38 protein-coding genes and 1 tRNA gene are annotated in these 26,209 nt (G+C 48.0%); 9 read left to right on the top strand and 30 right to left on the bottom strand.

All coding sequences use genetic code 11. The features are described from left to right. Positions 1-198 precede the first annotated feature (198 nt). On the top strand, positions 199-345 hold the full coding sequence (locus tag FD09_RS16710; RefSeq protein WP_235812250.1) for a hypothetical protein: 147 nt from the start codon (positions 199-201) through the stop codon (positions 343-345). A 106-nt stretch (positions 346-451) separates the two neighbouring features. Here FD09_RS16710 and FD09_RS08835 read toward each other — a convergent pair whose 3' ends face one another. The 22 genes from FD09_RS08835 to FD09_RS08740 form a co-directional block, all read right to left on the bottom strand. After that, positions 452-907, bottom strand: a complete 456-nt coding sequence (locus FD09_RS08835; protein WP_057820484.1) for an ArpU family phage packaging/lysis transcriptional regulator — start codon at positions 905-907, stop codon at positions 452-454. A 70-nt stretch (positions 908-977) separates the two neighbouring features. Further along, positions 978-1,160: a hypothetical protein gene (locus tag FD09_RS08830; RefSeq protein ID WP_057820482.1), complete on the bottom strand. Its 183-nt coding sequence runs from the start codon at positions 1,158-1,160 to the stop codon at positions 978-980. An 11-nt stretch (positions 1,161-1,171) separates the two neighbouring features. Continuing rightward, on the bottom strand, positions 1,172-1,522 hold the full coding sequence (locus FD09_RS08825) for a hypothetical protein (RefSeq protein WP_057820481.1): 351 nt from the start codon (positions 1,520-1,522) through the stop codon (positions 1,172-1,174). 35 nt (positions 1,523-1,557) lie between these two features. After that, complete coding sequence (locus FD09_RS08820; protein ID WP_057820479.1) at positions 1,558-1,827, bottom strand: hypothetical protein; 270 nt, start codon at positions 1,825-1,827, stop codon at positions 1,558-1,560. After that, positions 1,820-2,371 carry a hypothetical protein gene (locus FD09_RS08815; protein WP_057820478.1) on the bottom strand — a complete coding sequence of 184 codons (552 nt, stop codon included), beginning with the start codon at positions 2,369-2,371 and terminating at the stop codon, positions 1,820-1,822. Before FD09_RS08815 ends, FD09_RS08820 begins: the two co-directional genes overlap by 8 nt. Then, entirely contained in the window at positions 2,364-2,804 is a 441-nt protein-coding gene (dut, locus tag FD09_RS08810) for a dUTP diphosphatase (RefSeq protein WP_235812249.1), read from the bottom strand. The genes FD09_RS08815 and dut overlap by 8 nt, the downstream gene beginning before the upstream one ends. Continuing rightward, positions 2,801-3,175 (bottom strand): hypothetical protein, encoded by a 375-nt coding sequence (locus tag FD09_RS08805; RefSeq protein ID WP_157053740.1) that lies wholly within the window; start codon positions 3,173-3,175, stop codon positions 2,801-2,803. Before FD09_RS08805 ends, dut begins: the two co-directional genes overlap by 4 nt. Beyond that, complete coding sequence (locus FD09_RS17025; RefSeq protein ID WP_338054165.1) at positions 3,175-3,399, bottom strand: RusA family crossover junction endodeoxyribonuclease; 225 nt, start codon at positions 3,397-3,399, stop codon at positions 3,175-3,177. Before FD09_RS17025 ends, FD09_RS08805 begins: the two co-directional genes overlap by 1 nt. Beyond that, positions 3,371-3,589, bottom strand: coding sequence for a RusA family crossover junction endodeoxyribonuclease (locus tag FD09_RS17020; protein WP_338054164.1), 219 nt, complete (start codon positions 3,587-3,589; stop codon positions 3,371-3,373). The genes FD09_RS17025 and FD09_RS17020 overlap by 29 nt, the downstream gene beginning before the upstream one ends. Continuing rightward, complete coding sequence (locus FD09_RS08795) at positions 3,589-4,092, bottom strand: hypothetical protein (RefSeq protein WP_057820476.1); 504 nt, start codon at positions 4,090-4,092, stop codon at positions 3,589-3,591. The genes FD09_RS17020 and FD09_RS08795 overlap by 1 nt, the downstream gene beginning before the upstream one ends. Then, positions 4,058-5,005, bottom strand: coding sequence for a replication protein (locus FD09_RS08790; protein ID WP_201782868.1), 948 nt, complete (start codon positions 5,003-5,005; stop codon positions 4,058-4,060). Before FD09_RS08790 ends, FD09_RS08795 begins: the two co-directional genes overlap by 35 nt. Before the next feature lie 11 nt (positions 5,006-5,016). After that, on the bottom strand, positions 5,017-5,421 hold the full coding sequence (gene ssb, locus FD09_RS08785) for a single-stranded DNA-binding protein (protein WP_057820475.1): 405 nt from the start codon (positions 5,419-5,421) through the stop codon (positions 5,017-5,019). 15 nt (positions 5,422-5,436) lie between these two features. Then, positions 5,437-6,123, bottom strand: a complete 687-nt coding sequence (locus FD09_RS08780) for a putative HNHc nuclease (RefSeq protein WP_057820474.1) — start codon at positions 6,121-6,123, stop codon at positions 5,437-5,439. After that, positions 6,104-6,802: an ERF family protein gene (locus tag FD09_RS08775; RefSeq protein ID WP_057820473.1), complete on the bottom strand. Its 699-nt coding sequence runs from the start codon at positions 6,800-6,802 to the stop codon at positions 6,104-6,106. Before FD09_RS08775 ends, FD09_RS08780 begins: the two co-directional genes overlap by 20 nt. A 78-nt stretch (positions 6,803-6,880) precedes the next feature. Then, positions 6,881-7,372 carry a siphovirus Gp157 family protein gene (locus tag FD09_RS08770; RefSeq protein ID WP_057820472.1) on the bottom strand — a complete coding sequence of 164 codons (492 nt, stop codon included), beginning with the start codon at positions 7,370-7,372 and terminating at the stop codon, positions 6,881-6,883. Positions 7,373-7,375: 3 nt separating this feature from the next. After that, complete coding sequence (locus FD09_RS08765; protein WP_057820468.1) at positions 7,376-7,804, bottom strand: hypothetical protein; 429 nt, start codon at positions 7,802-7,804, stop codon at positions 7,376-7,378. 24 nt (positions 7,805-7,828) lie between these two features. After that, a complete protein-coding gene (locus tag FD09_RS08760; RefSeq protein ID WP_057820464.1) occupies positions 7,829-8,065 on the bottom strand; it encodes a hypothetical protein in 237 nt (78 codons plus the stop codon). A 15-nt stretch (positions 8,066-8,080) separates the two neighbouring features. Further along, positions 8,081-8,425, bottom strand: a complete 345-nt coding sequence (locus FD09_RS08755) for a hypothetical protein (RefSeq protein ID WP_057820460.1) — start codon at positions 8,423-8,425, stop codon at positions 8,081-8,083. Beyond that, positions 8,376-8,567: a hypothetical protein gene (locus FD09_RS16705; protein WP_157053739.1), complete on the bottom strand. Its 192-nt coding sequence runs from the start codon at positions 8,565-8,567 to the stop codon at positions 8,376-8,378. The genes FD09_RS08755 and FD09_RS16705 overlap by 50 nt, the downstream gene beginning before the upstream one ends. Before the next feature lie 579 nt (positions 8,568-9,146). After that, positions 9,147-9,302 (bottom strand): hypothetical protein, encoded by a 156-nt coding sequence (locus FD09_RS16280; RefSeq protein ID WP_157053738.1) that lies wholly within the window; start codon positions 9,300-9,302, stop codon positions 9,147-9,149. After that, positions 9,299-10,018: a Rha family transcriptional regulator gene (locus FD09_RS08745; RefSeq protein ID WP_057820452.1), complete on the bottom strand. Its 720-nt coding sequence runs from the start codon at positions 10,016-10,018 to the stop codon at positions 9,299-9,301. The genes FD09_RS16280 and FD09_RS08745 overlap by 4 nt, the downstream gene beginning before the upstream one ends. Beyond that, on the bottom strand, positions 10,015-10,230 hold the full coding sequence (locus FD09_RS08740; RefSeq protein ID WP_057820445.1) for a hypothetical protein: 216 nt from the start codon (positions 10,228-10,230) through the stop codon (positions 10,015-10,017). Before FD09_RS08740 ends, FD09_RS08745 begins: the two co-directional genes overlap by 4 nt. A gap of 260 nt (positions 10,231-10,490) precedes the next feature. Between FD09_RS08740 and FD09_RS08735 the strand changes: the two genes are divergently transcribed. From FD09_RS08735 to FD09_RS08720, 4 genes are all read left to right on the top strand, one after another. After that, positions 10,491-10,832 (top strand): helix-turn-helix domain-containing protein, encoded by a 342-nt coding sequence (locus tag FD09_RS08735; protein ID WP_057820444.1) that lies wholly within the window; start codon positions 10,491-10,493, stop codon positions 10,830-10,832. A 9-nt stretch (positions 10,833-10,841) separates the two neighbouring features. After that, on the top strand, positions 10,842-11,267 hold the full coding sequence (locus FD09_RS08730) for a hypothetical protein (RefSeq protein ID WP_057820443.1): 426 nt from the start codon (positions 10,842-10,844) through the stop codon (positions 11,265-11,267). A gap of 169 nt (positions 11,268-11,436) precedes the next feature. Continuing rightward, positions 11,437-12,585 carry an exonuclease domain-containing protein gene (locus FD09_RS08725; protein ID WP_057820441.1) on the top strand — a complete coding sequence of 383 codons (1,149 nt, stop codon included), beginning with the start codon at positions 11,437-11,439 and terminating at the stop codon, positions 12,583-12,585. A 189-nt stretch (positions 12,586-12,774) separates the two neighbouring features. After that, complete coding sequence (locus FD09_RS08720) at positions 12,775-13,908, top strand: site-specific integrase (protein ID WP_057820439.1); 1,134 nt, start codon at positions 12,775-12,777, stop codon at positions 13,906-13,908. Between the two features lie 151 nt (positions 13,909-14,059). Here FD09_RS08720 and FD09_RS08715 read toward each other — a convergent pair. The 4 genes from FD09_RS08715 to FD09_RS08700 form a co-directional block, all read right to left on the bottom strand. Further along, positions 14,060-14,132: transfer RNA gene (locus FD09_RS08715), tRNA-Thr, on the bottom strand. A gap of 57 nt (positions 14,133-14,189) precedes the next feature. Next, positions 14,190-14,807, bottom strand: a complete 618-nt coding sequence (locus FD09_RS08710) for a histidine phosphatase family protein (RefSeq protein ID WP_057820437.1) — start codon at positions 14,805-14,807, stop codon at positions 14,190-14,192. Between the two features lie 23 nt (positions 14,808-14,830). Then, positions 14,831-15,424, bottom strand: coding sequence for a histidine phosphatase family protein (locus FD09_RS08705; protein ID WP_057820435.1), 594 nt, complete (start codon positions 15,422-15,424; stop codon positions 14,831-14,833). Between the two features lie 4 nt (positions 15,425-15,428). Continuing rightward, a complete protein-coding gene (locus FD09_RS08700; RefSeq protein WP_057820434.1) occupies positions 15,429-16,538 on the bottom strand; it encodes a DUF2971 domain-containing protein in 1,110 nt (369 codons plus the stop codon). A gap of 162 nt (positions 16,539-16,700) precedes the next feature. Between FD09_RS08700 and FD09_RS08695 the strand changes: the two genes are divergently transcribed. Together FD09_RS08695 and FD09_RS08690 are read left to right on the top strand one after the other, a co-directional pair. Next, entirely contained in the window at positions 16,701-17,381 is a 681-nt protein-coding gene (locus tag FD09_RS08695; RefSeq protein ID WP_057820433.1) for a metal-dependent transcriptional regulator, read from the top strand. A 29-nt stretch (positions 17,382-17,410) separates the two neighbouring features. Further along, positions 17,411-19,960: an ATP-binding cassette domain-containing protein gene (locus FD09_RS08690; protein WP_057820432.1), complete on the top strand. Its 2,550-nt coding sequence runs from the start codon at positions 17,411-17,413 to the stop codon at positions 19,958-19,960. A 92-nt stretch (positions 19,961-20,052) separates the two neighbouring features. Here the strand turns inward: FD09_RS08690 and FD09_RS08685 are convergent, their stop codons facing one another. After that, positions 20,053-20,397 (bottom strand): hypothetical protein, encoded by a 345-nt coding sequence (locus tag FD09_RS08685; protein WP_057820431.1) that lies wholly within the window; start codon positions 20,395-20,397, stop codon positions 20,053-20,055. 68 nt (positions 20,398-20,465) lie between these two features. After that, complete coding sequence (gene brnQ / locus FD09_RS08680; RefSeq protein WP_057820429.1) at positions 20,466-21,818, bottom strand: branched-chain amino acid transport system II carrier protein; 1,353 nt, start codon at positions 21,816-21,818, stop codon at positions 20,466-20,468. A 171-nt stretch (positions 21,819-21,989) separates the two neighbouring features. On the opposite strand from brnQ, the gene FD09_RS08675 reads away from it, so the two are divergent. Continuing rightward, a complete protein-coding gene (locus FD09_RS08675) occupies positions 21,990-22,679 on the top strand; it encodes a YoaK family protein (protein WP_157053737.1) in 690 nt (229 codons plus the stop codon). Positions 22,680-22,740: 61 nt separating this feature from the next. Here the strand turns inward: FD09_RS08675 and FD09_RS08670 are convergent, their stop codons facing one another. Next, positions 22,741-23,376: an LVIS_2131 family protein gene (locus tag FD09_RS08670; protein WP_057820426.1), complete on the bottom strand. Its 636-nt coding sequence runs from the start codon at positions 23,374-23,376 to the stop codon at positions 22,741-22,743. Between the two features lie 522 nt (positions 23,377-23,898). On the opposite strand from FD09_RS08670, the gene FD09_RS08665 reads away from it, so the two are divergent. Continuing rightward, positions 23,899-25,209: an APC family permease gene (locus tag FD09_RS08665; RefSeq protein ID WP_083487702.1), complete on the top strand. Its 1,311-nt coding sequence runs from the start codon at positions 23,899-23,901 to the stop codon at positions 25,207-25,209. Here FD09_RS08665 and FD09_RS08660 read toward each other — a convergent pair. Continuing rightward, positions 25,206-26,114, bottom strand: a complete 909-nt coding sequence (locus tag FD09_RS08660) for a LysR family transcriptional regulator (protein ID WP_057820424.1) — start codon at positions 26,112-26,114, stop codon at positions 25,206-25,208. The two genes, FD09_RS08665 and FD09_RS08660, sit on opposite strands and share 4 nt — an antisense overlap. Between the last annotated feature and the right edge of the window lie 95 nt (positions 26,115-26,209).

Raw genomic sequence — 26,209 nt, 5'->3', positions numbered from 1 at the left:
GTCAGGATTTGCACCTGACATGATGTGCGTTCACCGGCGCGTCTTTATCACACCATCTGCGTGTCCCAGCGTCTACCTATTCCGCCACAGTGATACGTCACGCTCTCCATATGGGTCATTGCATGACTATTTTTGCCCACCACATATGTGTGTTATCCATGCCATCCGATGTTGGGTGGCATTTATCCATTTTTGAGTTTGAACACATCAATCATGGCAGTTGTGGGCAAAGACGGCTTGGGGGAATCGAACCCCCAGACAGCTTCGATTGTTGTCTGCACCAGCAAGCCGCTCAACATTTGGGAGGAATGTTTTGGAAGTTGGAAAGAAATGAAAGAAGGGTAATCACAGAACCCGTTGGCTATGCCTCTGTATCTCACATCGGCACAATACCATAATACGTCCAAATCACTCCGGTTTGTGTCCGGTGTTTGTCCGGTAAATGTCCGGTCTAGAATTTGCTAACGACAAGACTGCCTGGATAACTCGGCCACCATTCGGCAAACGCGCAGAGAGCGTCTTTGACGGCTTCGTAATACTGGCTGGACTGATAGCCCACACGTTCCATTATCACGTCATCAAGAGACGGCTTAAGCGTCACATAGCGCATCTTAAGAATGATCGGCCATTTGTCGTTGACTGCCGTTTGAGGCAAAAGTATGTTAATGATCTTCTCACACCTATCGCAGAATTGCTTATCGTCATTTTCGAGATAATTGATAATCTGGTCGTCCGTGTGATTACTAACTGATGGGCTTTTGGGCATACCGTCCATAGAGGGCGATTCTAACGTGCTTGATCGGCTCATCGCCATCACTTTTCGATGCGGATACTGAATCAAGATTTTTTCCGCATTCACTGCTGTTTTATCCCTGTCTACTCTTGAAAAACGCTGTGTTGTCCGCACCGTGGCCACGCTCCTGTGCTATAATTTATTTTGTCAGTAGGGATACGGCCGCTCGTGCGGCCTTTTTTTGTTACCTTTTTAGCTCCTCCATCATTTTGTGTTCAAATAGCCATTCTACATCGTTGTATATTGGAAAAAGCGTAATAACGATACCTGCTGCACGAATCCATACGGGGAAACCTGATAGTGCCAAGATTGCGCCTACATAGATAACCAAAAGGTCAAAAAACACTATTTTGGGGGCTAATTCCATTTTTCAATCTCCTATCTTAATGAATGGATCAGTGAGTAAATCGGCGAAACAGCTCTGGCAAGGTCACCAGCAGAAAACATCAGGAACATAAATCCGGTAATGCCAGTGCTCAACGATACAATCGCCATCCACTCATCGGGCCTTTCTCCTTCGAAAGCTCCAGACGCGATAACGGGCTTTTTATACCACTTAACAATAAAAACGATGGCAACAGTAATCAATATGGCAGCAATGACGAATTCAAACCCTGCATCAATATATTCGCGTAACGCATATTGTTGCACGATGATGCCAACAGATTCTGGCAAATGCTTAATGCCTTGGCTCAATAGCCGCAGTAATTCTTCAATTTGTTTTTCCATTAATTTTCTCCATTATCAATTGGCTCATATCTGTATCAACACGTTTTCCCATTTTTTATCCCCTGTTCTTGATTAGCCATTGGCTTTCTTTTGATTAGCTCAACCTGATCCGGCAGTACAGTCCCGACGAATTTCCAGCTGGCAACCCGTTTGCGACCGCTGGCGCTCTCAAGATCTCGTGGAATTCCCAGCACAAGGCGGTCATGCCATTGTTTATCATGCCAATGACCGAGCACCCGGCATGATGTGTCCTTGTATCGCACCCAGTCACCGCAATTAAACGCATTTTGCACTGATTCAGTCATGTCGCACCTCCACCGGCTTGATAGCCTTGACCCATGCGGGTGCAGAGTCAATACATGCTTGAGTAACAGTGTATTGGTTATACACTGCGGCCTTATCATCATCAGTCCAATTAGCATTCCAATCGCTATCGATATCAAGGAATGCATAAAGCGTAACTGTGCCATCGCTAGCCACTGTCATTGGCAGCAAGAATCGTTTTTCCCGTTCTGGTGTCCAACCGTACCGATAAGCATCAATCATGTTAAGAGCGGCATTCAAGCGTTCCCGCTTTCGATATTCGCTTGCCTCTGCTGCACCATGAATGTCCCAATCAATATCGAGGAACATGTGCAAATCACCAAGAGCATCATTTTTCACATCTTCCACATACTCCCCGACTTTCTGGGGCAAAACCACAGGCTTGTGCTCAACCTCGATAGCGTCAACAGTAGCCTGCAAACTCCTAACTAGCGCCGCTTTTTGATTCCCTGTTAACGGGTCATCAAGCCTTGAAGCTAGTTCCAGTCTTTCGGCGATTTGTTTCTTTGCGTCTTCCTTATTCATTTTCTTCATTCTCCTTGTCTGTTGATCCGAATCCACCAGTACGGTATCCTTGCGCATCATCATTGTCGGCAACCATGTAGGCACGAAATATTCCTTGCATAATGCGATCCCCAGCGTTAATTACGACAGGCTGATCACCAATGTTCCAGAATTGGCCCATTATTTCGTTTGGGTAGTAATCGCTGTCGATAATTCCAACACTGTTTGGCATAACTAAGTGCTTTTTCCTTGGCAGTGATGATCTAGAGATCAGATCAAGGTACTCATAATGGCCCATTTTTACATTTATCCCCGTTGGGATCAGCGTGATCTGGCCCGGATTAATGACTACTGTCTTGGCGGCGGCGATGTCATATCCGGCCGATCCGTACGTTGCCCGCTTTGGAAGTGGGCCATGATATCCGTTGATACGTTCAAAGTGTCGTTCAATCATTGTTTTTGCCATCCTTGCTTTTTTTGATCACGCCAGTAAAGAGTATGAGATAGGTCTCTCGGACGATTGTGGTTTTTGGGAAAGCACCAATGTCCGTCCTGTTTTACTGTACGTTTGCTGACAGCAATTTTATTCCCTAGCTCTGGTGCAATTGGTCTTTCAATCCTGACAACGATCGAATTTTGATGGTCATAAAGTGCTTTACAAACACGATGATAGATTTTCCCACGATATTCATAACTAGCCTCCACCGGTTTGTCTGGATCAAAAGTGCTGGTTGGTTTGCAAGGCACTCGTGTACCATGCATAATTTGTCTTTGAAAAGATTTAAAAGTGATTGTGCTGTTTTTCCTTATATCACAAATCATCATTATTCCTCCTGCTGAAGCTCTGAAATTTCCATCACTAGCCTTGGCTGATCACTGTATTTTTTGATCATTTGTGCATCCACAATTTGATTGTCGTCATGCCAGATGATCCCAGTGCAAGCATCAGTCGCAGCCTTGTAAAAATTGTCTAAATCTGGCTTAACTGTCGGCCATATCTTGCCATCTAATTTGGCTTGTTTAAGGCTGTGTGAGCCGTTTGATTGTATTCGCCGGTAAATCCTTTATTGGACCTGTAAACGTCTTTCTGGACGCCATGGAGGCACGCACGTATATGGCTGCCTCTTGTTTATATGCTCGTGACTTAGGTGGGTCATATGTGCTCACAAATTTCCCCCTTCGAGCAAATCTTGGCCGTCCTTGCGCTACTGGATCTCCAGGCACTTCTATCCTGATCATCAGCGTGCCTCATGCCAGGCATCATTATATTTGACCCAATGCCCCGTCGTGACTGTACAACCGTTGATCACACCCATACCGCCTAACGTGTAAAGCTCTGCTGGCTTGATATTCAGCGTTCCAATCACATCCCGGCTATTTGCATAATATAAAACCTCTTGCCTACGTGGGTTGATGATCTTGTATCGCGCAACTGGATAAAAATCCAGTCCAAGCTTCTCCACATCCCGATACACTGTATTCATCGAGTGATTCATCAACTTGGCGATCCTGCTTGCGGCGTAGCCGTGCTTGAGATATCGGTCGTAGATCGGTTGTTCTCGCTCAAGCCGCTGCTGCGCGGATTCATGCTTTTTATCCATCAATACGGAGCGATAGTGCTTCTTGTTTTCGTTGACGTAATCACGGATTTCCCACCAGCGTGGATCATCAAACCGTGCCTCTTCGTCCAGCAATTTTAGTGCCTTTTTATAAATTACTGGGTTGGCTGCTAACCTTGCCATAATCATCATTTCCTTTCTTACTCTCTATGGCTTCTTGCTCTGCAGCAAACCGGGCTCTTTTTTCGGCTAGGCTTGCTAATAATTCTGGACTCGCTGCCTTTGGAGCTGGTGCCACGTAATTAGGATCCGCCCATGCCGGCTGTTTAGTTTTAAGCTGCTGGAACGATTTATGTGGCCTCCAATTACGGTTTGCTTGTGCTGCCATAGTGTCATACTTTGATCTCAGCTTTGACGCGCTCAGAATGTTAGTGCTCCAAAAGTCATCTTGTTGAGACCAGTCAATCATCTTGTGGATCTTCTCAAATGGGCGATGATCCAGTTGGTTCATCTTTCGAATATCGTCAGCCCATGACTGCATGTTTGGCTTCCGATGCTCAGGGTTATTGCCTTTGATCTTTTCCCAGAGATAGACAGCCTCAATCATTTCAGGGGAGTCGTCAGCGTATTCCCGCTTGCGGGAATGCTGACTATTTCTTTTCTTTTCATTCTTATCATTCTTTACATTCTTGTTAGTTGTCGCTTGCTTGTCAGTTGCTTGTCGATTGCCTGTCAACTCGTTTGTCGATTCTTCAATTCCTTCTTGATATTTTGCCCAGTTAGTAATGGTTACAAGGCGCCCAGAGTTTGTCGATTGGTTTGTCAAAAAACCGACGTTTTCAAACTTGGTCAAGGACGTTCTAACAGCTCGAATGCTGACACCTTTTCCTGCCTTTCCTTTTATTGATTCAAGAGACGTAACCAATTGTCCTGGCTTGGCAGAAAACTTTTTGCCTTGCCAAATCCACTTTCGTTCCTTGTGGTTGGCCATCAATAGCAGCGTTATCATCACGGCCTTCTGAACCGGTGTGCAGTCAATCCAGAGGTCGTCATCTAGCAATACTCTGTAAAGCTTTATCCAGCCTCCGTCTGCCATCTAATCACCACCTAGAACGGCAAATCGTCGTCGCTGATATTAATACCGTCGTCATGTGGTCTTGGCTGTTTTGATTGGCCAGAGCTGTTTGGCTTTGTGCTCTTACTTTCCAAAAAGTCGAAATGATCAACAACAATGTCCGTGGTGTAAACCCGTTGCCCTTGTTTGTTATCGTAGCTGCCGGTCTTGATTTGCCCGGTGATACTGATCAGTGACCCTTTATGCGCGTATTGGCTCAATACATTGGCGTTGCGCCAAGCTTGGCAAGTAATGAAATCTGCATCAACCTCACCATTTGAATTTTTATAATTACGGTTAACGGCCAGAATGAACTGCCCTACATCCTTTCCTGCTTGTGTTGTTCGTAAATCAACATCCCGAGTTAACCGCCCGACGAGTGCTACTTGATTAAGCATTTCTTTTTTCCTCCTTCAGTGTTCGTGTCTGTCAAATCTTTCGAATTGTGCTTGTGTATTAAGCCCTAATTGTTTGATAGTCGCATCATCTAGCATGACCGGTTTAATATGATAAAGCTGGATGAAGCTATCAATACCCATCTGGTGCCGCATTGCATGGTGGACGCGACACAGTGGTAGAAAATACCGGTCACGATTATCAACGTGGTGTCGGTTATTACCCATGCCAACTGTGGTCACATGGTCAATGTCGGCATGTTTGCCACAGATGATACATTTACGGTGTTTTAAGCATTGGACAGTAAGATGATAATCAGTTGGAATCTCGTCCCACGTCTTTAGCGTCCACGGGATATCATGTTGAAAGCCCCAATCCAGGATTACTTGAATAAACGCAGATCCCGTACTCATGGAGCAGTCATGCATTGAAAACCATTCACCACCTGTTTTTACGATGTATTCAGCCTTCATGAGCTGTTCCATTTGCTCAGGCAAATAGCCTGTGTAATCAGCAAAGTCATTAATCAATGCCCACGCCTTTTTTCGCTGATCGGCTGACATGTGTCGGCCATCATCAATCACCACTTGTGCACTCGGCCATTTGCCGTTGCTCAGTTTGGCGATTTTTAGCATATCCAGATCGTCATCCGCTACAATTGTTATTTCGTGGCCGGTGATATTTTTAATGTGTCCCGTTATCATTGGTGGCCGCCGCCTTTAGCGCTTTGGTCTGTTCAGCAATGTAGTAATATATCTTTTTTGCTTCATCATGATTCAGCCGGCTCGCCGGCTTATTGGGCAATTTCAGCGAGCTAATGATTTGGTCATATAAGGCATGCGGATCGGATTGCGTAAAGCGTGCAAATGCAGAGACTTGTTTATTGATTGCCTCTTCAATGCTCTCTTTGGACTTGGCAGGTTGCTTGTTTTTACTTACAAATCCACCATCGGGCGCGCTGTCAGTTGTATCAGGGTCCTCATCCTTGTCGGTGATATTAAATAGTTGCTTGTAAAAATACTTTTGAGCACTGGTTTCCGCTTTGACAATAGCTTTCTCACCAGTATCCTGACCGCCAGCCATCATTTGTCCTTTTTGATGTTCATCACCATAAGCAATGTCAAAAGTTACCAGAATTTCCACAAAGCGATTTGTATCGCCCCGTTTGGTCGTCCGATCATAGGAATTCAGTAACTCAATTTTTTCAGGCTTAATGACGATGCCCATTGGCTCAATGGCTCCCTTGACGGCGTGCTTAATAGCTGTCTCGGATTGAAAGTCGTAATGCTGAAAATTGTTCTTGCCGTCTTTTTCTACGCCATGGATTAATGCCATTGCCTTTGACAGCTGAGACGTTAAAGTTGGCTTGGTGCTATCAGTCATTTGTATCCTCCTCATCTATTCGCTCCAGATCTCGCCAGATCTCGCCATCGGTCATGCGGCCCATCTCTTCAAGCGGCATTACTTCACCACCAGCGATTGGCCTTGCTCCAGGTGAGCTCCAGACACCACAACATTTTGCTTAAGAGCATCTTTGATGAGAGGATTATTGGGTTCCCACTTGTCGATGTGATCCATAAAGTCTTTGGGTAAGCTGTCTTGATCATCGATAACGAGTTTTACCGGATTGTTGCGAATTGAAAAGGTAAACAGTTTTGCTTTCACACGCCGCTGGCTGCGTTTCTCCATGGAGCTCTGCAAGCGCAATAGCATTTGCTTTCGGTTGTTTTGTAACACATGAGCCCGCTCGGCCAAACGCTTAGATTCAGCCATAGCTGCTTCGGCGTCTGCCTTCAGCTGCGCCATCACCTTTCCGTAACCGTCAAACTTTTCTTCATACTCGCCTTCCAGTGAATCCATGGTATCGGCAAGTGTTTCGGGATCCAGCAAGCCGTCCTCGGCCTTGCCTAGCAGGGCTTGTGTCCGGCTGTCAAGTTGATATAACGTAGCCATAATTTAGTTTCCTTTCTTAATCGCTTGATGGGAATCACGATCTGGCTTTTCAGCATCTGGCTTAGTGAGGTCTAAGATTGCATACTTTTCTCCGTTTTCTTCGTGAATGCCCAATTTGTAATAATACTTTGTTTCAAGATTAACAATTCCTTCATCAATCATCTTGTTTACCACGGTCCAGGATATTCCGACAGATAATCCTTTATTCCGCTTATTCGGTGTATCATTTTTTACGAGCGCTACAACATATCCCTTATAAAGTGCAGTTAAACGCATCCCATTAAACAAATCAGATGCAGCTGCGTTGGCATATGAGAAGATATGTTTTCGGCCTTTTTTTGTCGAAGCTTTAAGCGTAAGAACTGGATAACTACAGCGAGAGTATCCAATACTGTTCGGTTTACTAAAACCGTCTAGTGCTTTAATATTCATGTGTTATGATCTCCTTGTGTGTTTCTATTGTTCAGCCGTTGAGGTACCCGCGTCGGCGGCTTTTTCGTTGGCTTCGATCCATTCAACGTCATCAAGAGCCGCCTTAGCAATCTCCACGTTTTTCCGTAAATCGGGATCATCGTAAACATCTTCATTTTGTTCAAGGTTGTCGATGATTACCGCGAGAGCTTGACGCATCTGCAGTTCTTTGCAGTCATAAATATCGTTAGCCTTAACATTTAAAATTAAGTGTGTAAGCATTAGTTTTCCCTCCAACTATTTTTCTGGATAAAGAAATGGCCTCATTCGGCGTGCAATCAGAACCATGTCAGCTTTGTGTTTATCCCAAATATCAATGAACTCATCAGCAAAAACATCATATTTTCCGTGTGCTTTACTGTTTGGCACGACGGCATTTTTCAACAACTTGTGCCCATCAGTACTACGCAGAACGCACTGCATGAATTTGTAGTCCTTGCCAATATATTTGTAAGCTTGGCGGAGTGACCACACGCCGTGAAGATGCTCCTTGTTGTTTTCTTGCTTAAGCCGCTGGTACTCGGCAAACTCTTCATCGTCTAGTGCCGTGTAATGGTGACTGTCGATTTTCATATCGATCATCTGTATCGCCGTCTCCTTTCCAATCGTTCCGGAGCAGCTTGACAACTTCGTGCCGGTTGGCCCAAACCGCTTTAACTTCTGACCAACAGGCACTGATGATGATGCCGCCAATGATGGCGGACGGGATGTCAATGACTAACATGCGAATCAGCCTTTCATTTCCACATTCGTGTGAGATAATGTTAAATAGGGGGTACCGTTATGCATACGTATATCGTTTCGTGCGATCTTGATGCTTCAGCGCATAAATACAAAATTTTTTCACATAAAATACGAGAACATCCAAACTGGACAAGGATCACATTTTCGTGTTGGTGTATTAGAACCAACAAATCAGCACCCATACTATGCAGCGAGCTTAGAGAAGTCCTAGATCACAATGACAGCTTATTTGTGGCTGAGCTGGCCCGAGAGGCAACCTGGTTCAACTTGCCCGAGGAAGTTACCAAATGGCTTAAAAATAATTACTGACGTGTTTTTTGCCTTCCACCATGGTTCCTTCTTTCATAAACTTTCACGGTTCAACAGCTTCCGAAAGTGGGATAATCAAGTCATCTGATGGCGGAAGGAGGTGATTGTTTTGGAGCCTAAAGAGATTGATGATGCTCTGCAACGAGCAGTTGACAAACTTGAACCAGAGCTCAACGTCACTATTCATGCTAGCGATGTTATTAACGCTATTTCTGAGTCCAATAAGGACAGCAAAAGTTTTGCAATTCATTTAATTCAAGAAACCTTGCACGAGCTTTTTGATGATCGCAATTAATCGCTGGTGATGACTGTTAATTACGATGCTCGTACTCATATCCGCTGAAATGCTAGAGTGTTCATTGTTGCCGTTGGTATCGATGGACATTTTTTTGTTGTGTTCGTTCATTTCGAAGCCTCCTTCAGCTCCGCTTTAATCGCTTGAACACCTTTATCGAAGTAAACCCATTGCGGTACCTCTTTGTCGCTGTAGCGGGATTTGCTGTTGGTCCACCGGCCATATTCGTTTTGGCCAGGCTGTTCTGCCTTGATTCCTAACTTGTTGGCAATTTTTCCAACCTTCTGGCCGGATGAGATACCGAGTTTCTTTGCCGCCTCGCCAGCGCTGTATTCCTTCTGCTTCAGGACCGGGATCGTCATCTCACCGGTTAACTCCTTAGCTGCCAAAGCAAGCAGCGTTTGTTGCGATGACTTGGAATCAGTGTGCAACGCAATCCGATATAGGGCGTTGGCTCGCTTCGTTTGTTCCCGAGTGATTGCCAGCTGGGCTTGCTGCACTGGGTCAAGCTTTCTCACCGGCAACCGTTTTAGAGTTGCTTCCATTGAGTCAAATGCTTGAATGTACTGGATTTTGAATTTCAACGCTTCCTTTCCGGTGAAACCCATTGCCAAGAGCGAGAAACCATCCCGGTTCATGAAATACAAGGGGTATTCTTTGCCTCGGCTTTTGTAGGTTCCTTCTGCAAAGAATTTGGCGGCGGAATTTTCCGCCACGAGATTTTTGACGGTTTCTAAAACATCTTTGTGTTGCTTGCCAAACACTTCGGCGACGCGCAAACTTGAAGTCACCGCCTGCTGATCGTGCATGATTACCAGTTCGTTCATTCCTCTTCCTCCATTTTCAAAACCTTGTAAATCTTCTGGCGAATACGCCGTGACTTCGGGTCCATACCGCCGTTGATTGCACGACTGACTTGCTGTGGCAATTCACCGATGATGACTGAAAGCCGTCGTTGGGTTACGTCCCGCTCAATCAAAGCAATCTTGATTTGCTTGGTAACCACCTCGGCCTGTTGCACCAATTTTTCTTCTGGCAATTTTCTCGGTCCTTTCTGTTATTTGTTCATCAAGTAGTTGATAAAAAGTACGGGATGTCGTACTATGAAGGCATAGCAAATAGCCAAGCAATAACGTCGTTCTACTGGCATCGTCTCGTCAAAGTCTAAACCCTAGGAAGGACCTGTTAGGCTGTTGCTGAATTACTTGATGAGTTAATCATAACGGAATTCCGTACATTTGTAAACCCCTATTTATGGGACTCCGTAAATTTAACTCGTCATGCCCTGGAGATGCTGACATGACAACGGTCGATCGTATCAAGGCTGTCGCGAAACAGCGCGGCTGGAACCTAAAGAATACGGCTTTGAAAGCCGGCCTAGGAGAAAACACTATTTATGGATGGAAGGAATACAAGCCGTCCTCCGATAAATTACAGGCAGTTGCCGACGTGCTCCACGTCTCCGTGGATTACCTGCTCGGCAACACCGACGATCCATCAACTAACTCAAAGAAACCAGTTGACTTGTCGGGAACAAATGTTTTTACTTATCAAGGGATGCCGATTCCGGAGGACGACTGGGAAATTATCCAGGATATTTTGAAGCGGCGTCGTGAGCAGCTTAAAAAGAGGAAAAGTTAGGGGCACAGTATGGATGACTGTATTTCGAGTTTACTGAGCCAGGTACTTAATATTGCCTATGACAATGGCATAGCAGTAATAATGAAACCATTTCACCACTCAGACACCCCGCCGTGTGCTGATTGTGAGACACGTACAATCATTTTAAACAGTAACTGGTACGAGCGTAACGCTCTCCCGATGCACGCGGCTCACGAGATGGAGCACATCCTGAATGGTGATACCGGTACACTCTATTATCACAACTGCTACACCAAATATGGCTCAGAAGGTGCCGCTAACCGTGGTGCCGTCGAAATTCTTGTTCCCTTGTACTTTGCTGATGTGGAACCCGAGGATGTCAATTTGTTTCAATTTATGGACAACCTCTGCATCCCTAGCAGCCTTGAAAGTTGGGCAGATACCACAATCCGTGATTTCTACTCGGAAAAATAGCCCGTTCAATTAGGGACGACCCTTATTTTTTCGTTGTCCAGGACCGCGTGGGGTAAAACAATGCAGATAACAATGAAGGTGGAGGATAAATGATGATTGAAAGCATCTTGCTTTCTTTATACAAAAAACAAACAAAAATACCCTTTCAGGGTGCCCGTGGTGATCTTTCATGAGCTCAAAGGGAAGTAATAAGCTTGGCTGCTTGGGCACCGTCTTATTGGGTGCAGTCCTAATTTTTGCCATTCAATATTGGTTTGTTGTGCTCTTTATCGCAGTTGTCGGAATTGGGCTGTGGCTCATATTCAAAAAAGGCCAAAAAGTGGAAAAGGCCAAAACTGCCAAAACTGGTAGTAAACAAAAAACAAACGTTGTAAACAGAGACGCTCTAATAAAAAAGACAGTCGTCCCGGCGCAAAGGACCAGCCTTGATTTCGGAAATATTGCACAAGTGCCTAAGACGGCAGGGGCATTGGAAACAGCAAAACCAGTGATTCACAAGCTACGGAGAAAACTCTATGATTTTGTTGTCTTCGACATTGAAACCACTGGTCTTAGCCCAAACAGAAGCGAGATCATCCAGCTGTCTGCAATTAAGGTCAAAAAAGATGAAGTCGTGGATTGGTTTGATAGTTACGTCCATCCAACTGAATCCATACCGACGAGCATCGTCTATTTAACCGGAATATCCGATGAAACAGTCAAAGATGCGCCAAGTGTCAAAACCGTCATCAACAACTTCAAACTTTTTTTTGAAGGCTTGCCACTTGTTGGACACAACATCATTAAGTTTGACTTGCCGTTTTTAATTGCAAATGGTTTTGATGTTACCTCTATTGACGCATTAGATACTTGGCGGCTCGCTCGTGGAAAAGATTTCCCAACGGAAATGGACAACTTAAAGCTTCCAACCCTAAAGCACTATTTTGGAATTAAAAACGCTTCACACAATTCTTTGGCCGATTGCAAAACAAACTTAATCGTATATCAAAAGCTTCGTGATGATGACCTTCAACCCGTCACACCGGAAAAGTGTTCGATTCCCCAATCACTATCTGGCCTTCGCTTTTCCATTACAGGTGAATTCATTGGAATTCCTCGGGAGGATATCGCCGACAGTATTCGAGCTCATGGTGGGCGAGTTACCGGGCCCGTATCAAGGGTCACAGACTACTTAATTGATGGAAAACAAATTGCGCCGACATTGATTGACGGCTATCATAGCAAAAAGGAAATAGACGCTGCGAAAATACAAGCTGTCGGTGGAAAAATAAAAGTTATAAGCCTTAGTGATCTAAAATCAATGCTTTCAGGTCGATAGCCCATTAAACTGTTGAAAACCAATTTTTTATAAGGAGACTTGGATATGTTTGTGGTTCTCGGATTTTAAATCCGAATATTAAAAAAAGCCCACCCGCACCTCTTGGCCGAGACGGGTGAGCTAAGCAAATGAGCACTTGAAAGGGGCTCTTTGCATACTTTTATTCTAGCAAATTTGGAGGTAAACACAATGGCTGAAATCAAAAAACGTGGCAAAAAATGGCAGTACCGGGTATTCTACACCGACCCAGATACTGGCAATCAACATTCTAAGTCGAAGTCAGGATTCTCAACCAAATCTGATGCTGTGGCAGCAGCTAACGAAATCGAAGTGCAAAAGCAACGCGGTGCATCTCTTGGCAACACTAACGTACTTTTCAGCGAATATTATGACCAGTGGATCAAAGATACTAAGTTAGGACGTTACTCCTACCAGACTGAAGTATGGTACAAGAGAACCGGCAAGATGATTCATGATGGTTTCCCTGGTGTTGCGCTGAAAGACGTCAGCCGACGTAAATACACCAAGTTTCTGGACAACTATGCTGCAGACCATTCCAAGGAATCGGTCGCCAAGACGGCAATGTTCATTCGATCGATGGTACACGATGCGATGTCCGAGCGTATCATCTTCACTGATTTCACCTCTGGCGTAAAAAACAATGGTAAGCCCGGAAAACGGGAGTCAGACAAGTATCTTGAGGAATCGCAGTTAAAGAAATTGACCGAGGTTGTTAAAAACCATCTATCTATTTCTCACATCACCGCCTATGAAATTCTTACAGCAATTTACACAGGAGCACGCTATGAAGAAATCGCAGCCATTACCTGGGATAGAATTGATTGGAATAATAATCGCCTCACCTTGGATCGTGCCTATGATTACATCACTCGCACAGGGTTCAAGGAAATGAAAACGCCAAATTCGATCAGAACCCTGGATGTTTCACCCGAATTAATTCACGTTCTCCACCAGTTGCATCAGGACCAGATTGAACGTTACTTAAAGAAGGGATATCGGGATGAAGACCAATTGGTCTTCCGCTCCATTGGCATGACAGTTCCTTCAGACGGTGCAGCAAACAAAGCTTTGAAGCAGTATCAGTGCGAAGCTAATATTCCCCAGACCGATTGGATCACCTTCCATGGTCTCCGCCACAGCCATGCCAGTTATTTGCTATCCAAGGGTGTTGATATTAGCTACATTTCCAAGCGTCTTGGCCATGCCAACATTGCGCTAACCTTGAGGGTATATGCACATTTGCTGGAAAACCGGTACCAACAAGAAGCTACCAAATCTGCGTCATTATTGAGCCTGCTTTGATAAGTTTTGTGTAGTATTTGTGTAGTGAACTTGCCAAAACAAGACAAAATTCCTGTTTCACCAAAAGCGCATAAATGCTTGTAAACGTTGGTATATCAACGCACACAAGGCCTTTACGCAAGCACTGGAAACACTTGAAAACACAAAAATAAGCCGTTTACCGGATTTGAACCGGTGACCTCCACCTTACCATGGTGGCGCTCTACCTACTGAGCTAAAACGGCAAAAATCACTGCGAAAAATAGTATACTAAATTTCCGCAGTCCCTGCAACCATCTTTATTAAATTCTTTCGCTGTACCCGCGATTGTAAAACTCTAGCCGTGTGACCATGTCTACGGGTTTGACAACAACCCGCGCCACGCCTGCATTCTGCATTTGATCCAACTGGGACAAATCGGCCAGATGCAGCAATTCCGCGATCAACGCGCGCACTGCAAAACCATGACTGACAAAGAGCAAGTGACCATCGGGATATTCCTTCACATATTTTTCAGCAGTCGCCAATAACCGCTCCCGGACTTCCGAGAAAGTTTCACCATTCGCCACTGACGCATAGTCCGGCGTCAATAGGCCGTTCTCGTCAAAGGCACCTGGGAATTCTTTCTTCAATTCGTCTGCAGACTGGCCGTCCCAGTCCCCAGGATTCATTTCCCGTAAACCTTCATCTTGATCCAGGGGCAACTGGGCATCCCGATTCAGGATTTTAGCGGTGGAATAAGCCCGTAATAAATCTGAACTGATGATCCGGTCATAGCGGCTCATGTCGATCCGCTCGCGCAGACGTTCCGCCTGTTGTTGGCCCTTCTCATTCAATGGGATATCAGAACCAGCGCCTTGCACCCGGTGCTGTGCATTTAAATTTGTCTCGCCATGCCGGACGAGCGTGATTTCGGTCATGTCAAATCCTCCAATTTTACTGTCTATCGGCCATAGTACCACACGGAGAAATTCCCGCAACGGCGGCTAATACAGGTCAGTGATACATTGGGCGGTTCAATTAAATTTGGTGTCTCGGGGATGCCTAAGATCCCAGCCAAAGCGCTGCGCACAACAAAACCATGCGTCACCACTAAAACCGGCCCAGATTGTTCTGGAATGCTGCGCAGAAAGGCCATGGTTCTTTGGGTGACGGTTGTATACGATTCGCCGCCACTCACCGTTTCATACCCCGGTAACACATTATTCGACAAAGGGTTCCACCACTCCGGGTACATCATCGTCGCCCATTCGATCGTTTTACCCTGAAAGCTGCCATAATTGATTTCGCGCAACCGGGTGTCAAAGGTCACAGGTGCGTGGCGCGTGCCCATCACTAATGCCAGCGTATCCCGGGTACGTTGCAACGGACTGCAGTAGATTGTCTGTGGATTAAGCTCGCTCACCACTTTTGCCATCGAAGCCGCCTGCGCCTGCCCCTTCTCATTCAATTGAGCCAGTGGGCCGTCACTATCACCCTGAATAATCCCGGCGCGATTAGCCGCTGTTTGGCCATGCCGCATTAAATAAATTTCCATTTTTTCACCACCGAATTTGTTGTTGTGAGCCGGCCACTGTCACGTGCTGGAAGCCATACTGATGCAGGAGCGATTGAATGACGTCGAGGTAAACTGGCGTGTCCACCGGCAGATTTTGGGTCAGCGGAGAAAGTGTGACCCGTGTCAGATAATCGGACAGGTTCGGCACTGCCAATTCGACGTAAGGCCGCAAGTATTTTTGTCCAGACAATTCCTGAATATCGAAATTCTCCTGTTTCTGCGGCGTCTCTGACAAACTCGCGTCGAAATAGAAAACCCGATACTCTTTTTCATACGCGTAACTATTGGACTTCATCGCCGCCGTCAGCATCACAAACAGCAGCAACAGATCCTTCTTCCAGGCATATTCGCCCCGGGCACTGGTGTCATTTTCAAACAACTGGGCATAGATCTCCGCGGGCGGCGTGGTGCTGGAAATCACCCGCCGGGTCTTGGCTAAATACCGTAATGACCAGATGTAGGATTCAATAAAATCGTCAATATATTGGCCCAGATCTGTCCGTTCAAAGACGTCCACTGGCTGCTTCTGGGCAATCAAGGCCTCCCGATCGCTGGTAAACAGGTCCAACGTATTCGTATCCGCCAGCAGGAAGTCTTGAAAATCCTTGGCGATGCGGGCCTTGGCGATGTTGGCACGGCTATCGACATAAATCACCCGGGCCGCCCCAATGTATTCATGACTCCCTGGCCGCAATTGGGCCTGGAGATCTTTCATGAACCCGTTGAGATCGAGTGACATTTCCATCCCGCCGTAACCATAATAATTCCACATGGGAATGGCATCTTCATCGGTAGAAAGGGCCATGACATAAAGCTTAATGCGCTGCTGCATAAACGCCATGAACCCCTGTATCGGGGCGTGCCAGTATAACTGCAACAGTTGCGGCCCGTCGTCCCCAGCGATCTGGTTGACTGTTTGGGCGATCCGTTGCTGGTTGTTATCGACAAAATTCGTCATGAACCGGCTCCACACTTTCGTATCATTGGGATCGTTCAGAAATTCTGTCCGGGTCAACCGTAAAATCCGAGTCCGAATAATTGCACGGAATGCTTCAACCGTTGTGTAGTGCTCTGCTGCTTCAATCCTGGCCATCCAATTGCCCACCTTTCCGCTCGCTCTAATCGTAACCCAAGTTATCACTGGCGGAAAGGAAAACTAGTGAATCATTTTTGCTTCCACCAATCCCGAACTTCGCTTATAATGGTTACCAAAGACATTTTTTCGGTTTGCCTAATACGCAAGAAAGGAACCATCATGTCACCTAATAAAGAAAATTATTTAAAAACGATTTTCGAGCTGGAACACGACCACCAAAAGATCTCCAACAAGAACATCGCCGAGATGCTCAACATCAGTGCCCCGTCTGTGACTGAAATGCTGGCGGCCTTGACCAAGGAAGGGCTGGTCACCCATACGCCTTACAATGAAATATCGCTCACCAAGGCTGGTTTGGCTCAAGCCCGGGAATTAGTACGTAAACACCGAATCTGGGAAGTCTTTCTCGCCAACAAACTGCACTACGCCATGGCCGACGTTCATGCGGCGTCTGATATTCTGGAACACGCCACCGACGATAAACTGGCCGACCGGCTGAACGATTTTCTCGGCCATCCGAAACGCTGTCCCCACGGCGGGATTATTCCCGGTAATTCAGAGGAAGAAAACGATTCGGATGTCACTCTGGCGACCCTCGTCCCAGGCGATGCCGCCACGCTCCAACGGGTCATCGACAATCATGATTTCTTGAGCTACTTCGAAGACCTCCAATTACATCTCAATGAACGTCTGACTTCGGTCAAGAAAGAACCGTTCAGCGGGCCTTTTATCGTGCGCACGGATGATCGGGAAACGGTGGCCATCAGTGAAAATGCCGCCGGTTTTATGTTTGTCACCGATGTAGTTAAGGGGACTGCAGAGGAACAGGATAAGCAATAGCATCAGAATCAATTAGGGGGTTGATTGATTTGTCGACAGAAAAACCGAATTTGATCAATGTACGGGGCGGGCGCGTCCATAACTTAAAAAATATTGACGTGGATATTCCGCTGAACGCCTTCACAGCCATTGCCGGGCTGTCCGGTTCAGGGAAGTCATCCCTCGCGATGGGAATCTTGTACGCTGAAGGTTCCCGTCGCTATTTGGATGCACTGTCTACTTACACGCGCCGCCGGATCAGTCAGGTGGGTCGCGCCGACGTCACCGCCGTCCACCACATTCCCGCCGCCATTGCCCTGCGCCAGCGGCCAAATGTACCCAATGTGCGTTCCACAGTGGGCACAATGAGTGAAAGCCTAAACGTCTTGCGACTCATGTTTTCACGGTTGGCTTCCCACCGTTGCCCCAACGGTCATCAGCTGCCCCCGAGTATCAAAATTGCCCAAGCGGCAGCAGTGACCGGTGAGCATATGGGCGAAATTACCTGTCCCATTTGCCATGTCACTTTCCGGCCGCCTTCTGCGGAGGACTTCGCCTTCAACTCTGCCGGGGCTTGCCCCACATGTGGCGGCACCGGCCTGTTGCGGCAGCTGGTTCCCGAAAGGCTGATTCCCGACCCGACAAAGACCATCGACGAAGGTGCTGTGGCCTCCTGGCGTCTGCCTGGCCGCAACTTCATGCCGGATGTCGCACGGGCGATCGGTGTCCGGACCGACGTCCCTTACGAGCAGCTCACGAAGAAGGAACAGCGAATCGTCTTACACGGGACCAAGAAGGGCTACCCCGTGGACTTGCCCAGTGCCAACGGCCGGGTGTTCCATATGGACAATGCGCTGTACGAAAATGCTTATAACGCCGTTGAAGATACGGCAGCCAAGGCCACCAATGAACGCACGCTGGCTCGGTTGGATCGGTTCTACCAAATGACCGTTTGTCCCAGTTGTCATGGCAGCCGGTTTAATCCCAAGCTGTTCACCTCACTGATTAATGGGAAAAACATCGCCCAGATCAGCGCCTTCACATTGGGTCAATTAGACCAATGGAACGCTGAACTGGCAGACACCTATCCCTTGGAAATGCGGGATCTTGTCCGCAATCTTTCCCGGGAGCTGCAGGGTTCGCTGCAGCCATTGTTAAATCTAGGCCTGGATTACCTCACATTGGATCGGGCAGGCAATACGCTGTCCACTGGTGAATTGCAGCGGCTGCAGCTGGGGCGCACTTTACGCAGCGAAACCAACGGCGTGCTCTACGTCTTGGACGAACCCAGTGTCGGCTTGCACCCGGCCAATGTCGATGGCCTAGTTGGCATCATCCAGAAACTGATCGCCCTGGGCAACACCGTGGTGGTCGTGGATCACGATACGAATCTGCTCACAGCCGCCGATTACATGGTGGAAATGGGTCCCGGAGCAGGCCAAGACGGTGGGACGGTGATCAATCATGGCCCCCTGTCTCTGGTGGAAAAGAGTCCAACTTCCCACATTGCCCCCTTCATGACCGGGGCCGCGCCAGTGATTGTCCGTCAACAAGCTGATCCAGATAAAATGTACACGCACGGCACGATTCATTTAGCCGTCAATGATTATAACAATCTGCATGGCGTCACCGTGGATCTGCCCCGGCGCCGACTCATTGGCATCAGCGGCTTCTCTGGTGCAGGTAAAACTTCATTGATTCTTGACAGTCTGATTCCGGCATTAAAGGCCAACAGCCGCCACTTGCCACTCCCCGAGCAGGTCAGTGATATTACCGCCAAGGGTATTCGCCGAGTGGTCTCCGTCAACTCCGTACCAGTGGGTAAGAATGCCCGCTCCACCGTGGCCACCTACTCCGGCATTTTTGACTACATTCGGCAGCTGTTTGCCAGTACCCCAGCGGCCAAAGAAAAGGGCTGGAATGCCGGTCACTTTTCATACAATACCGAGGGCGGCGTGTGCCCGAATTGTGGCGGTACCGGGACCATTTCGTTGGATATTCAATATCTCCCGGATATGGTCGAAACCTGTCCCGTGTGCCACGGCCAGCGGTACAATCCTGAAACCTTGGCGGTGCAGTGGCATGGAATGAGTATCGCGGACGTCTTGGCTCTGTCCGTGCGGGATGCATTACCGATCTTCCAAGACGCCCCGGCCATTGACAGTATTTTGCAGCACCTGGCCGATATGGGCTTGGGTTACCTTGTGTTGGGTGAAAGTACCCCAGAGATCTCTGGCGGTGAAGCTCAACGGCTCAAGCTGGTAACCGAAATGGGCCGTAACCAAAAGAGCAGTCTCTTCGTCTTTGATGAGCCGTCTGTCGGGCTGCACCCTGAGGATGTCCGGACCCTGTTGAAAGTATTGGAATCATTAAGAAAACAAGGGGCCACAATTATTTACATCGAACACGATATGGATATGTTGGCCAACGCCGATTATCTGGTCGACTTAGGTCCCCGGGGCGGCGATGCCGGCGGTCGTATTGTCGCCAGCGGTACGCCGACCGATGTGGCCCACACCCCAGCCAGCATTACCGGTCGTTATTTAGCAAAACATTTGCACCTCACGTCGGCACAAGCCAGTGATGAGTACTCGCATTAAGCACGATATGGATCGAAAAAAGTGGTTTCCCAAAATTTGGGAGACCACTTTTTTAATAAAAATGTACACCAATCAAGAAATAAATTCAGAAACTATTCACCACGTCGAGCAGCCGAGGATAAATCATCCAAATGCTGCCGATACCAATCTGTCCACTGGGCTACGTCACTAGAATTGGGTGCGCCGTGATCATCCAATAGCATGGTGATCAACTTCTCCAACTCTGGCCGCTTTTCCTTAATCAAAAATTCCTTCTTCTCGGCGTGATTGAAGTAATTATCCAACCGCAGGATTTCATTGATACCGGCCACGAGATATTGTTCATCCCATTGGCTAATCAGATCCAATTCTTCCGTCTGGCCCATCTTCAAATAAAAGTCCACAAAGGCGCCAAGCACTTTGTCGCTAATTGCTTCTTGCTGCTGATCTTCGCTCATTGAGCGGTTTCCTCCTTATATAATTGCCTGTGACTTGTCCCTACTTTTACTCTAGTCTCTTGAGCGCATCAATTCAAGACATTGCGATGGTGCCGATGGTCCACCAGCGCACCGACCAGGAAGCCCAGCAGAGCCGGCAGTACCCAGCCAAAACCAGCCTGGAAGAGCGGCAGTAAATTGCCCCATTTCAACAGCATGGCAAGGAAACCTTGATGTTGGAAAGCCGCAGGCAGCCCCGTTAGCATATTCAAGAAGGCCGGAACCAGGCCAAACATCATGGCCCACAAGTATGTCCAGCGTTGTTGGGGTAAAACCAGTGTGATGATCGCTGTTAAGATCAAGATAATCGCTAATGGATAAAGGAAGTTTAAAAACGGCATAGACACGGCAATAATCCCGTCCAGACCGACATTGGCAAAAATGGCGGGCAAACCGGCGGCGACGATGATCCACAGTTGATATGAAATCCGTGGAAACAGTTTATGCATCGATTCGCCAAAGGCTGTCACCAGTCCCACCCCAGTCTTCAAACAGGCCAGCGTGATAATAATCGCCAGCAGCCAGCTGCCTAAGCCGCCAAAATAATGCTCGGCCAACTGGGCGAGGACGATGCCGCCGTTAGCCGCGGGACTAAAGCCACCCCGAGATTGGGCGCCAATAATGGCCAAACCGGCATAGATCACGCCCATCAGGACTGTACTAATCACCCCGGCGCGGATCGTCGCGCTGGCGACTTTCTTTGGATCCTTGACGCCTAAGTCGCGGATGGTGTCGACCACGACGATCCCGAAGGCAATGGAGGCCAAGGCGTCCATTGTGTTGTAGCCCTCTACAAAACCGGTATTGAGCGGATGGGACTGATACGTGTGCAAAGAACTCATCGCACCTGCATGACCCAACGGCAAGAATAATGCCGTCAACATCAATACGCCTAAGAGGACCAAGAAAGTAGGCGTCAAAAATTTCCCCACGTATTCCATGATGCGGGATGGTTTGCGGGAAAATAGCCACACGGTGAGAAAGAATAAAATAGAGAAGATGGCTAAAACCAAAGTCTGTTGACCGCTGGGGACAAACCGGCGAATACCAACTTCATAGGATACGGTAGCCAACCGTGGCGTGGACAATAGCGGCCCAATGACCCAGTAAAGGAGGACGGTGAAAATGAGGGCGAAGGGGCGATTCACATTCTTGGCCAGGTCAAATACCCCTGCCGCCCGGGTGATACCGATGGCGACGACACCGAGCAACGGCAAGCCGACACCAGTGAGTAAGAAACCAATAATGGCCGGCCAGACGTGATTGCCCGCCTGTTGGCCCATGAAGATGGGAAAAATAAGATTGCCGGCACCAAAGAACATGCCGAATAACATGATTCCGACAAAGGTCAGGTCTTTGCTTCGTAAACGCGAATTATTCATGGCGATGCCTCCGAGTTGTGATAACCCATTCTACGAAATTAAATGCTGAATTGACAACTATTTACCATGTCGCCACCGAATTATTTTCGTCGTGAGACATTCCTGAATCACGCCGATGTATTTCATGGCATAATAGGTCATATCTGATTTTCAGAAAGGACAGTGTTCACTGTGGCGCAACTAACCGCCAATCATCCACCTGTGTTTCCCCTCCATGAACAACTTTCCGCTGCTATGATCCTAGCTGGCGTCGGCGGGTTTATGGATGCCTATTCCTACCTGCTCCACGGTAATGTATTTTCCAGTCTGCAATCCGGAAATGTCATTCTCTTGGGGATTCATCTTGCGCGCGGACAGTGGGCCAGTAGCGGCCATTATTTACTGCCGCTGGCTGCCTTCTTTCTTGGCGCCTTTCTCATTACTTGGTTCGCGCGCTATGTGCACAAGCCGGGCCAACGGCGCACCCATATTGTCGGGGTAAGTGCCGAAATCTTCGTGCTTTTATTGACTGCGATCTTTGCAAATCGGTTGCCGGATACTGTGGTGATTGCAATGATGTCCTTCACCGCCGCCATTCAGCTCAGTGTTTTCCGTAAAATGAAAGGTCAGCCCTATACCACCACCATGACCACCGGCAACATTCAAGCCAGTGCGGCCAATCTGGCCAACGCCGCCATGGGCGCCCAGCCCAATGCCGCCCACCGCAGTTGGGACCGATTCGCAGTTGCCCTGGGCTTTGGCCTCGGAGCTTTCCTCTCCGCTAGTCTTGTTCCGTTCTTGGGGCAGCACGCCATTATCGGTGGGGTCTTGCTCCTCGGCATTATTCTGCTCTTGTTATTGCGCGAAAAACCGACGGATTAAACGCAACCGCTAAAAAAGCCCGTGCACTTCAGACAAGTGTACGGGCTTTCTAGCAACCCCATTATTTAGTCGGATTATCAATATACACGAATAAGTCACTGGGCAGCCGAATCAGCTCATGATAGCTGGCTGCGCGTCCAGCATGCAGCCCCAACCCATTGAATGGCGTGTTCTTGTATGTGGCGCGAATTACAGCCACAAAGGATTGGCGGGTATTTTTATCGACCCGATCCAATGCCTTCGTCTGCCAAGGATAAGCCGCCGCTTCAGCCGGGACAATCTTTTTACCGGTAGAAATCGTTGCAGTTTGGCTGCTGATTTGGTACCGGGACCCTTCCGTCCAGTAGGTATACGTCTGAATTGGATTATGACCAGCGCCATTGTGCACCCGCACCAAATATCCCTGATCCCCTTTGGTCTGCATGACCAAAGTCCGGTACGAGTACTTCAATTCAATGGCGTGACGATTGTCGATATTGTCGCTGTGCAAAAACGTCGCATACGTCATAAAACCAAAACTGGCGACTAACACAATGATCCAGACAAGATCGAGTGCAAAATTTTTACCGGAAAAACGTCGGTGTTCAGTTACCAACATTTTTAACCGTCGTTTGCGGATATTTTGTACGGCGAATACTAAGATGATCACGGCCAGTGTCCAGCAAGCGACACCCAGCCAGTTCCACGATGCCCACATGGGTAAAAACTCCCCTCTCAATAACTGCTGATGGTCTAATTATACATTGGAAAGCAAGAGAGCGGAACCCGCCGTTTGAGGAGGAGTTGTTTTTTAGTGCCTGGCATCATTAAATTCAGCACGGCAGCAACTAGACAAAGTTTTGAATTCCGATGGATATAGTGCCAATGCGGAGCAAGCGAAGGTGGCAGGGGGCTCAGTGGTGGAAACGTCACAGTGGCCCGGTTTTGGCCACTGATGACGTTAAGCGTGTTTGAGACCGCGCCCCTCAGCGGGCTCAAAGCGCCGTCACAGCTAGCTTCGCCTGCGGCTACGCACTAGCTGCGCGTCGCCAGCCCATTTCAGCCGTAGCTTACGCAGCTTTGGCACGGCCCATCATACAAGAAATTCTACAATTCCGAACATTAAATGAGAATTGAAAACAATTACACCATATTTTCCCAACTTTTTATTGACGCCATCCCCACCATACCGTAGCATGGTACCCGTATAGAGAACAATTGATATAGTGGAGGCGCAGTCATGGAAGCACAGCAGGACAAAGGAGCCCAGTTAGGGCTCTTCAGTATTGTATTACTTGGTATTAACGGCATTATCGGGTCCGGTATCTTCTTATTACCTAATCAAGTGGCCACTTTGATGGGCACCGCTGGTATTTTTTCTTTAATCTTTGACGCCTTCCTGGTTATCACCATTGCCATGTGCTTCGCCAAAGCGGCCACCTATTACGACCAAGACGGCGGTCCCTACCTGTACGCCAAGGATGCATTTGGTGACTTTGTCGGTTTCGAAGTGGGGTTTGTGACCTGGGCGATTCAAATTATCGCGGAAGCGACCATGGCCGTGGCCTTTGCGACTGCGCTAGGGGCCACTTTCCCCGCCTTGGCCACCGTGTTGGGCAAAAATATCACTGTGACGGTATTATTAGGTCTCATGGCATTGATGAACATCGCCGGGGTGAAGGTATCTAAGATTGTTAACAATATCGTGGCTCTCTCTAAGTTGATCCCGCTGGTACTCTTCGTGGCCCTCGGCATTTGGTTTATCCACGGGGGTAATTTCACCCCGATGTTTCCCCATGGTCATTATGTCGCCGGTCATTTTGGGGCCGCAGCGGTGACCATGTTTTATGCCTTTGCCGGGTTTGAACGGGTCGTGGTCGCCGCTGGCGATATGCGCAATCCAAAGAAAAATCTCCCCCGCGCGTTGCTCATTATGGTGGGAGTCGTGTTGGCCTTCTACCTATTGATCCAAACAGTTTGTACTGGCGTCCTCGGAGCCAGTGCCTTAAGCCACACGACGGCGCCGATTCAAGCCGCCTTCGCCCATTTTGCCGGCGGTTTCGGTAATGCATTGGTGGCGGCGGGGACGCTGCTCTCCACTGCCGGTTTCTTGGTTGCCTCTAGCTATGTCACGCCACGGTCTGGCGTCGCCTTGGCGGAAAACCATATGATGCCCGCCATGATCGCCAAGCGGAACAAAAAGAACGCCCCCTATATTGCAATCTTGATTTCCATCAGTATCAGTATCCTCATCGCCTGGTCAGGACAATTCGCCTATCTGGCCCAAATTAGTGCGGTTTCTCGGTTTGCTCAGTATATCCCCACTTGTCTGGCCGTCTTGATTTTCCGTCATTCTAAATCAGCTGTGCCTGGTCGCTTTAACTTGCCCCTGGGTCCAGTAATTCCCATCGTGGCCGTGGCCGTCAGCGGCTGGTTGCTATTGCAAGTATCGGCGCAGCAACTGATCCTCGGATTAGGCGCATTAATTGTGGCCGTACCGTTTTACTTCTTGATGGGCAAACAGGCGGCGACTGTAAAAGATCTTTCTTAATGGCTCGGCGCGCTTTGCCCCAAATAATCATCTCCATATGTTTTCTGCAAATAACGATGAATATCATTTAAGAAATGTTGGGTCGACGGCGCCGGTGCCTCCTTCCGGGTCAACACACAGATAGTCCGGCGAAAGGCCTCCGAAAATGGATAGATGTGCACATTACCGACCAGTTTCTGCAATGCTAAATCGGGCAGGATGCCAAACCCCAGGCCGCTTTCTACCATTGAGAGGATCGATTGGTCATCGATGGAATAGGCCAGCGAATTGGGAGCAACATTGTACCGATCCAGCGCTTTCTTGGTGTCCCCATCGTAATCGGCTTGTTGCAAAATAAAGTGCTGGTCGGCGATATCCGCTCCAGTGACGAATTCTTTGTTGTGGGGGGTGAAATCGGCAGGTGTCACACAACGGATCGTGTCCGCTGCCACCGGTTCGACCTGAACGTTTTCCTCCACCGGTAATGTGGAAAACCCAATATCAATCGAACCCACCCGGACCTGGCGGGCAATTTCTGGGAAGGTACCCTGGACGACTTCCACGTCCACTTGGGGGTACCTTTTTTTGAATGTTTGAATAATGGTCGGCAACCAGTTGATGCAGACACTACTGAAGGCCCCCAACCGCACCAGGCCAGAATTCAAGCCCTGGATGCTGTCGGCAACTTGTTGCAGCTGGGCCTCTTTATTGAGGATCTCTTGGATCACCGGCAAGATTGCTGAGCCGTCCGGAGTCAACTCAACGCCGGTGCGGTGCCGGATAAATAAGGGAAAGCCGAGGGTCGTTTCTAGCTGAGCGATGGAGTGGCTCACCGCGCTGGGGGTGACATTAAGCCGGGCAGCGGCGGCCACGAAAGTCTTTTGCTGGACCACTTCGGTAAATACTTCATAGGCAAAATCAGCCATGGTGATTCCTCCAATAGTGAATTGAATTCATCTTAAATTGAATAAGTTGAGTTTTACTAATCATACCACAGGCCGTATGATAATCAATGAAAGCA

The organism is Schleiferilactobacillus perolens DSM 12744 (assembly GCF_001435585.1).
Taxonomy (GTDB): Bacteria; Bacillota; Bacilli; order Lactobacillales; family Lactobacillaceae; genus Schleiferilactobacillus; species Schleiferilactobacillus perolens.
This window is presented reverse-complemented; position numbering and strand designations above follow the sequence as displayed.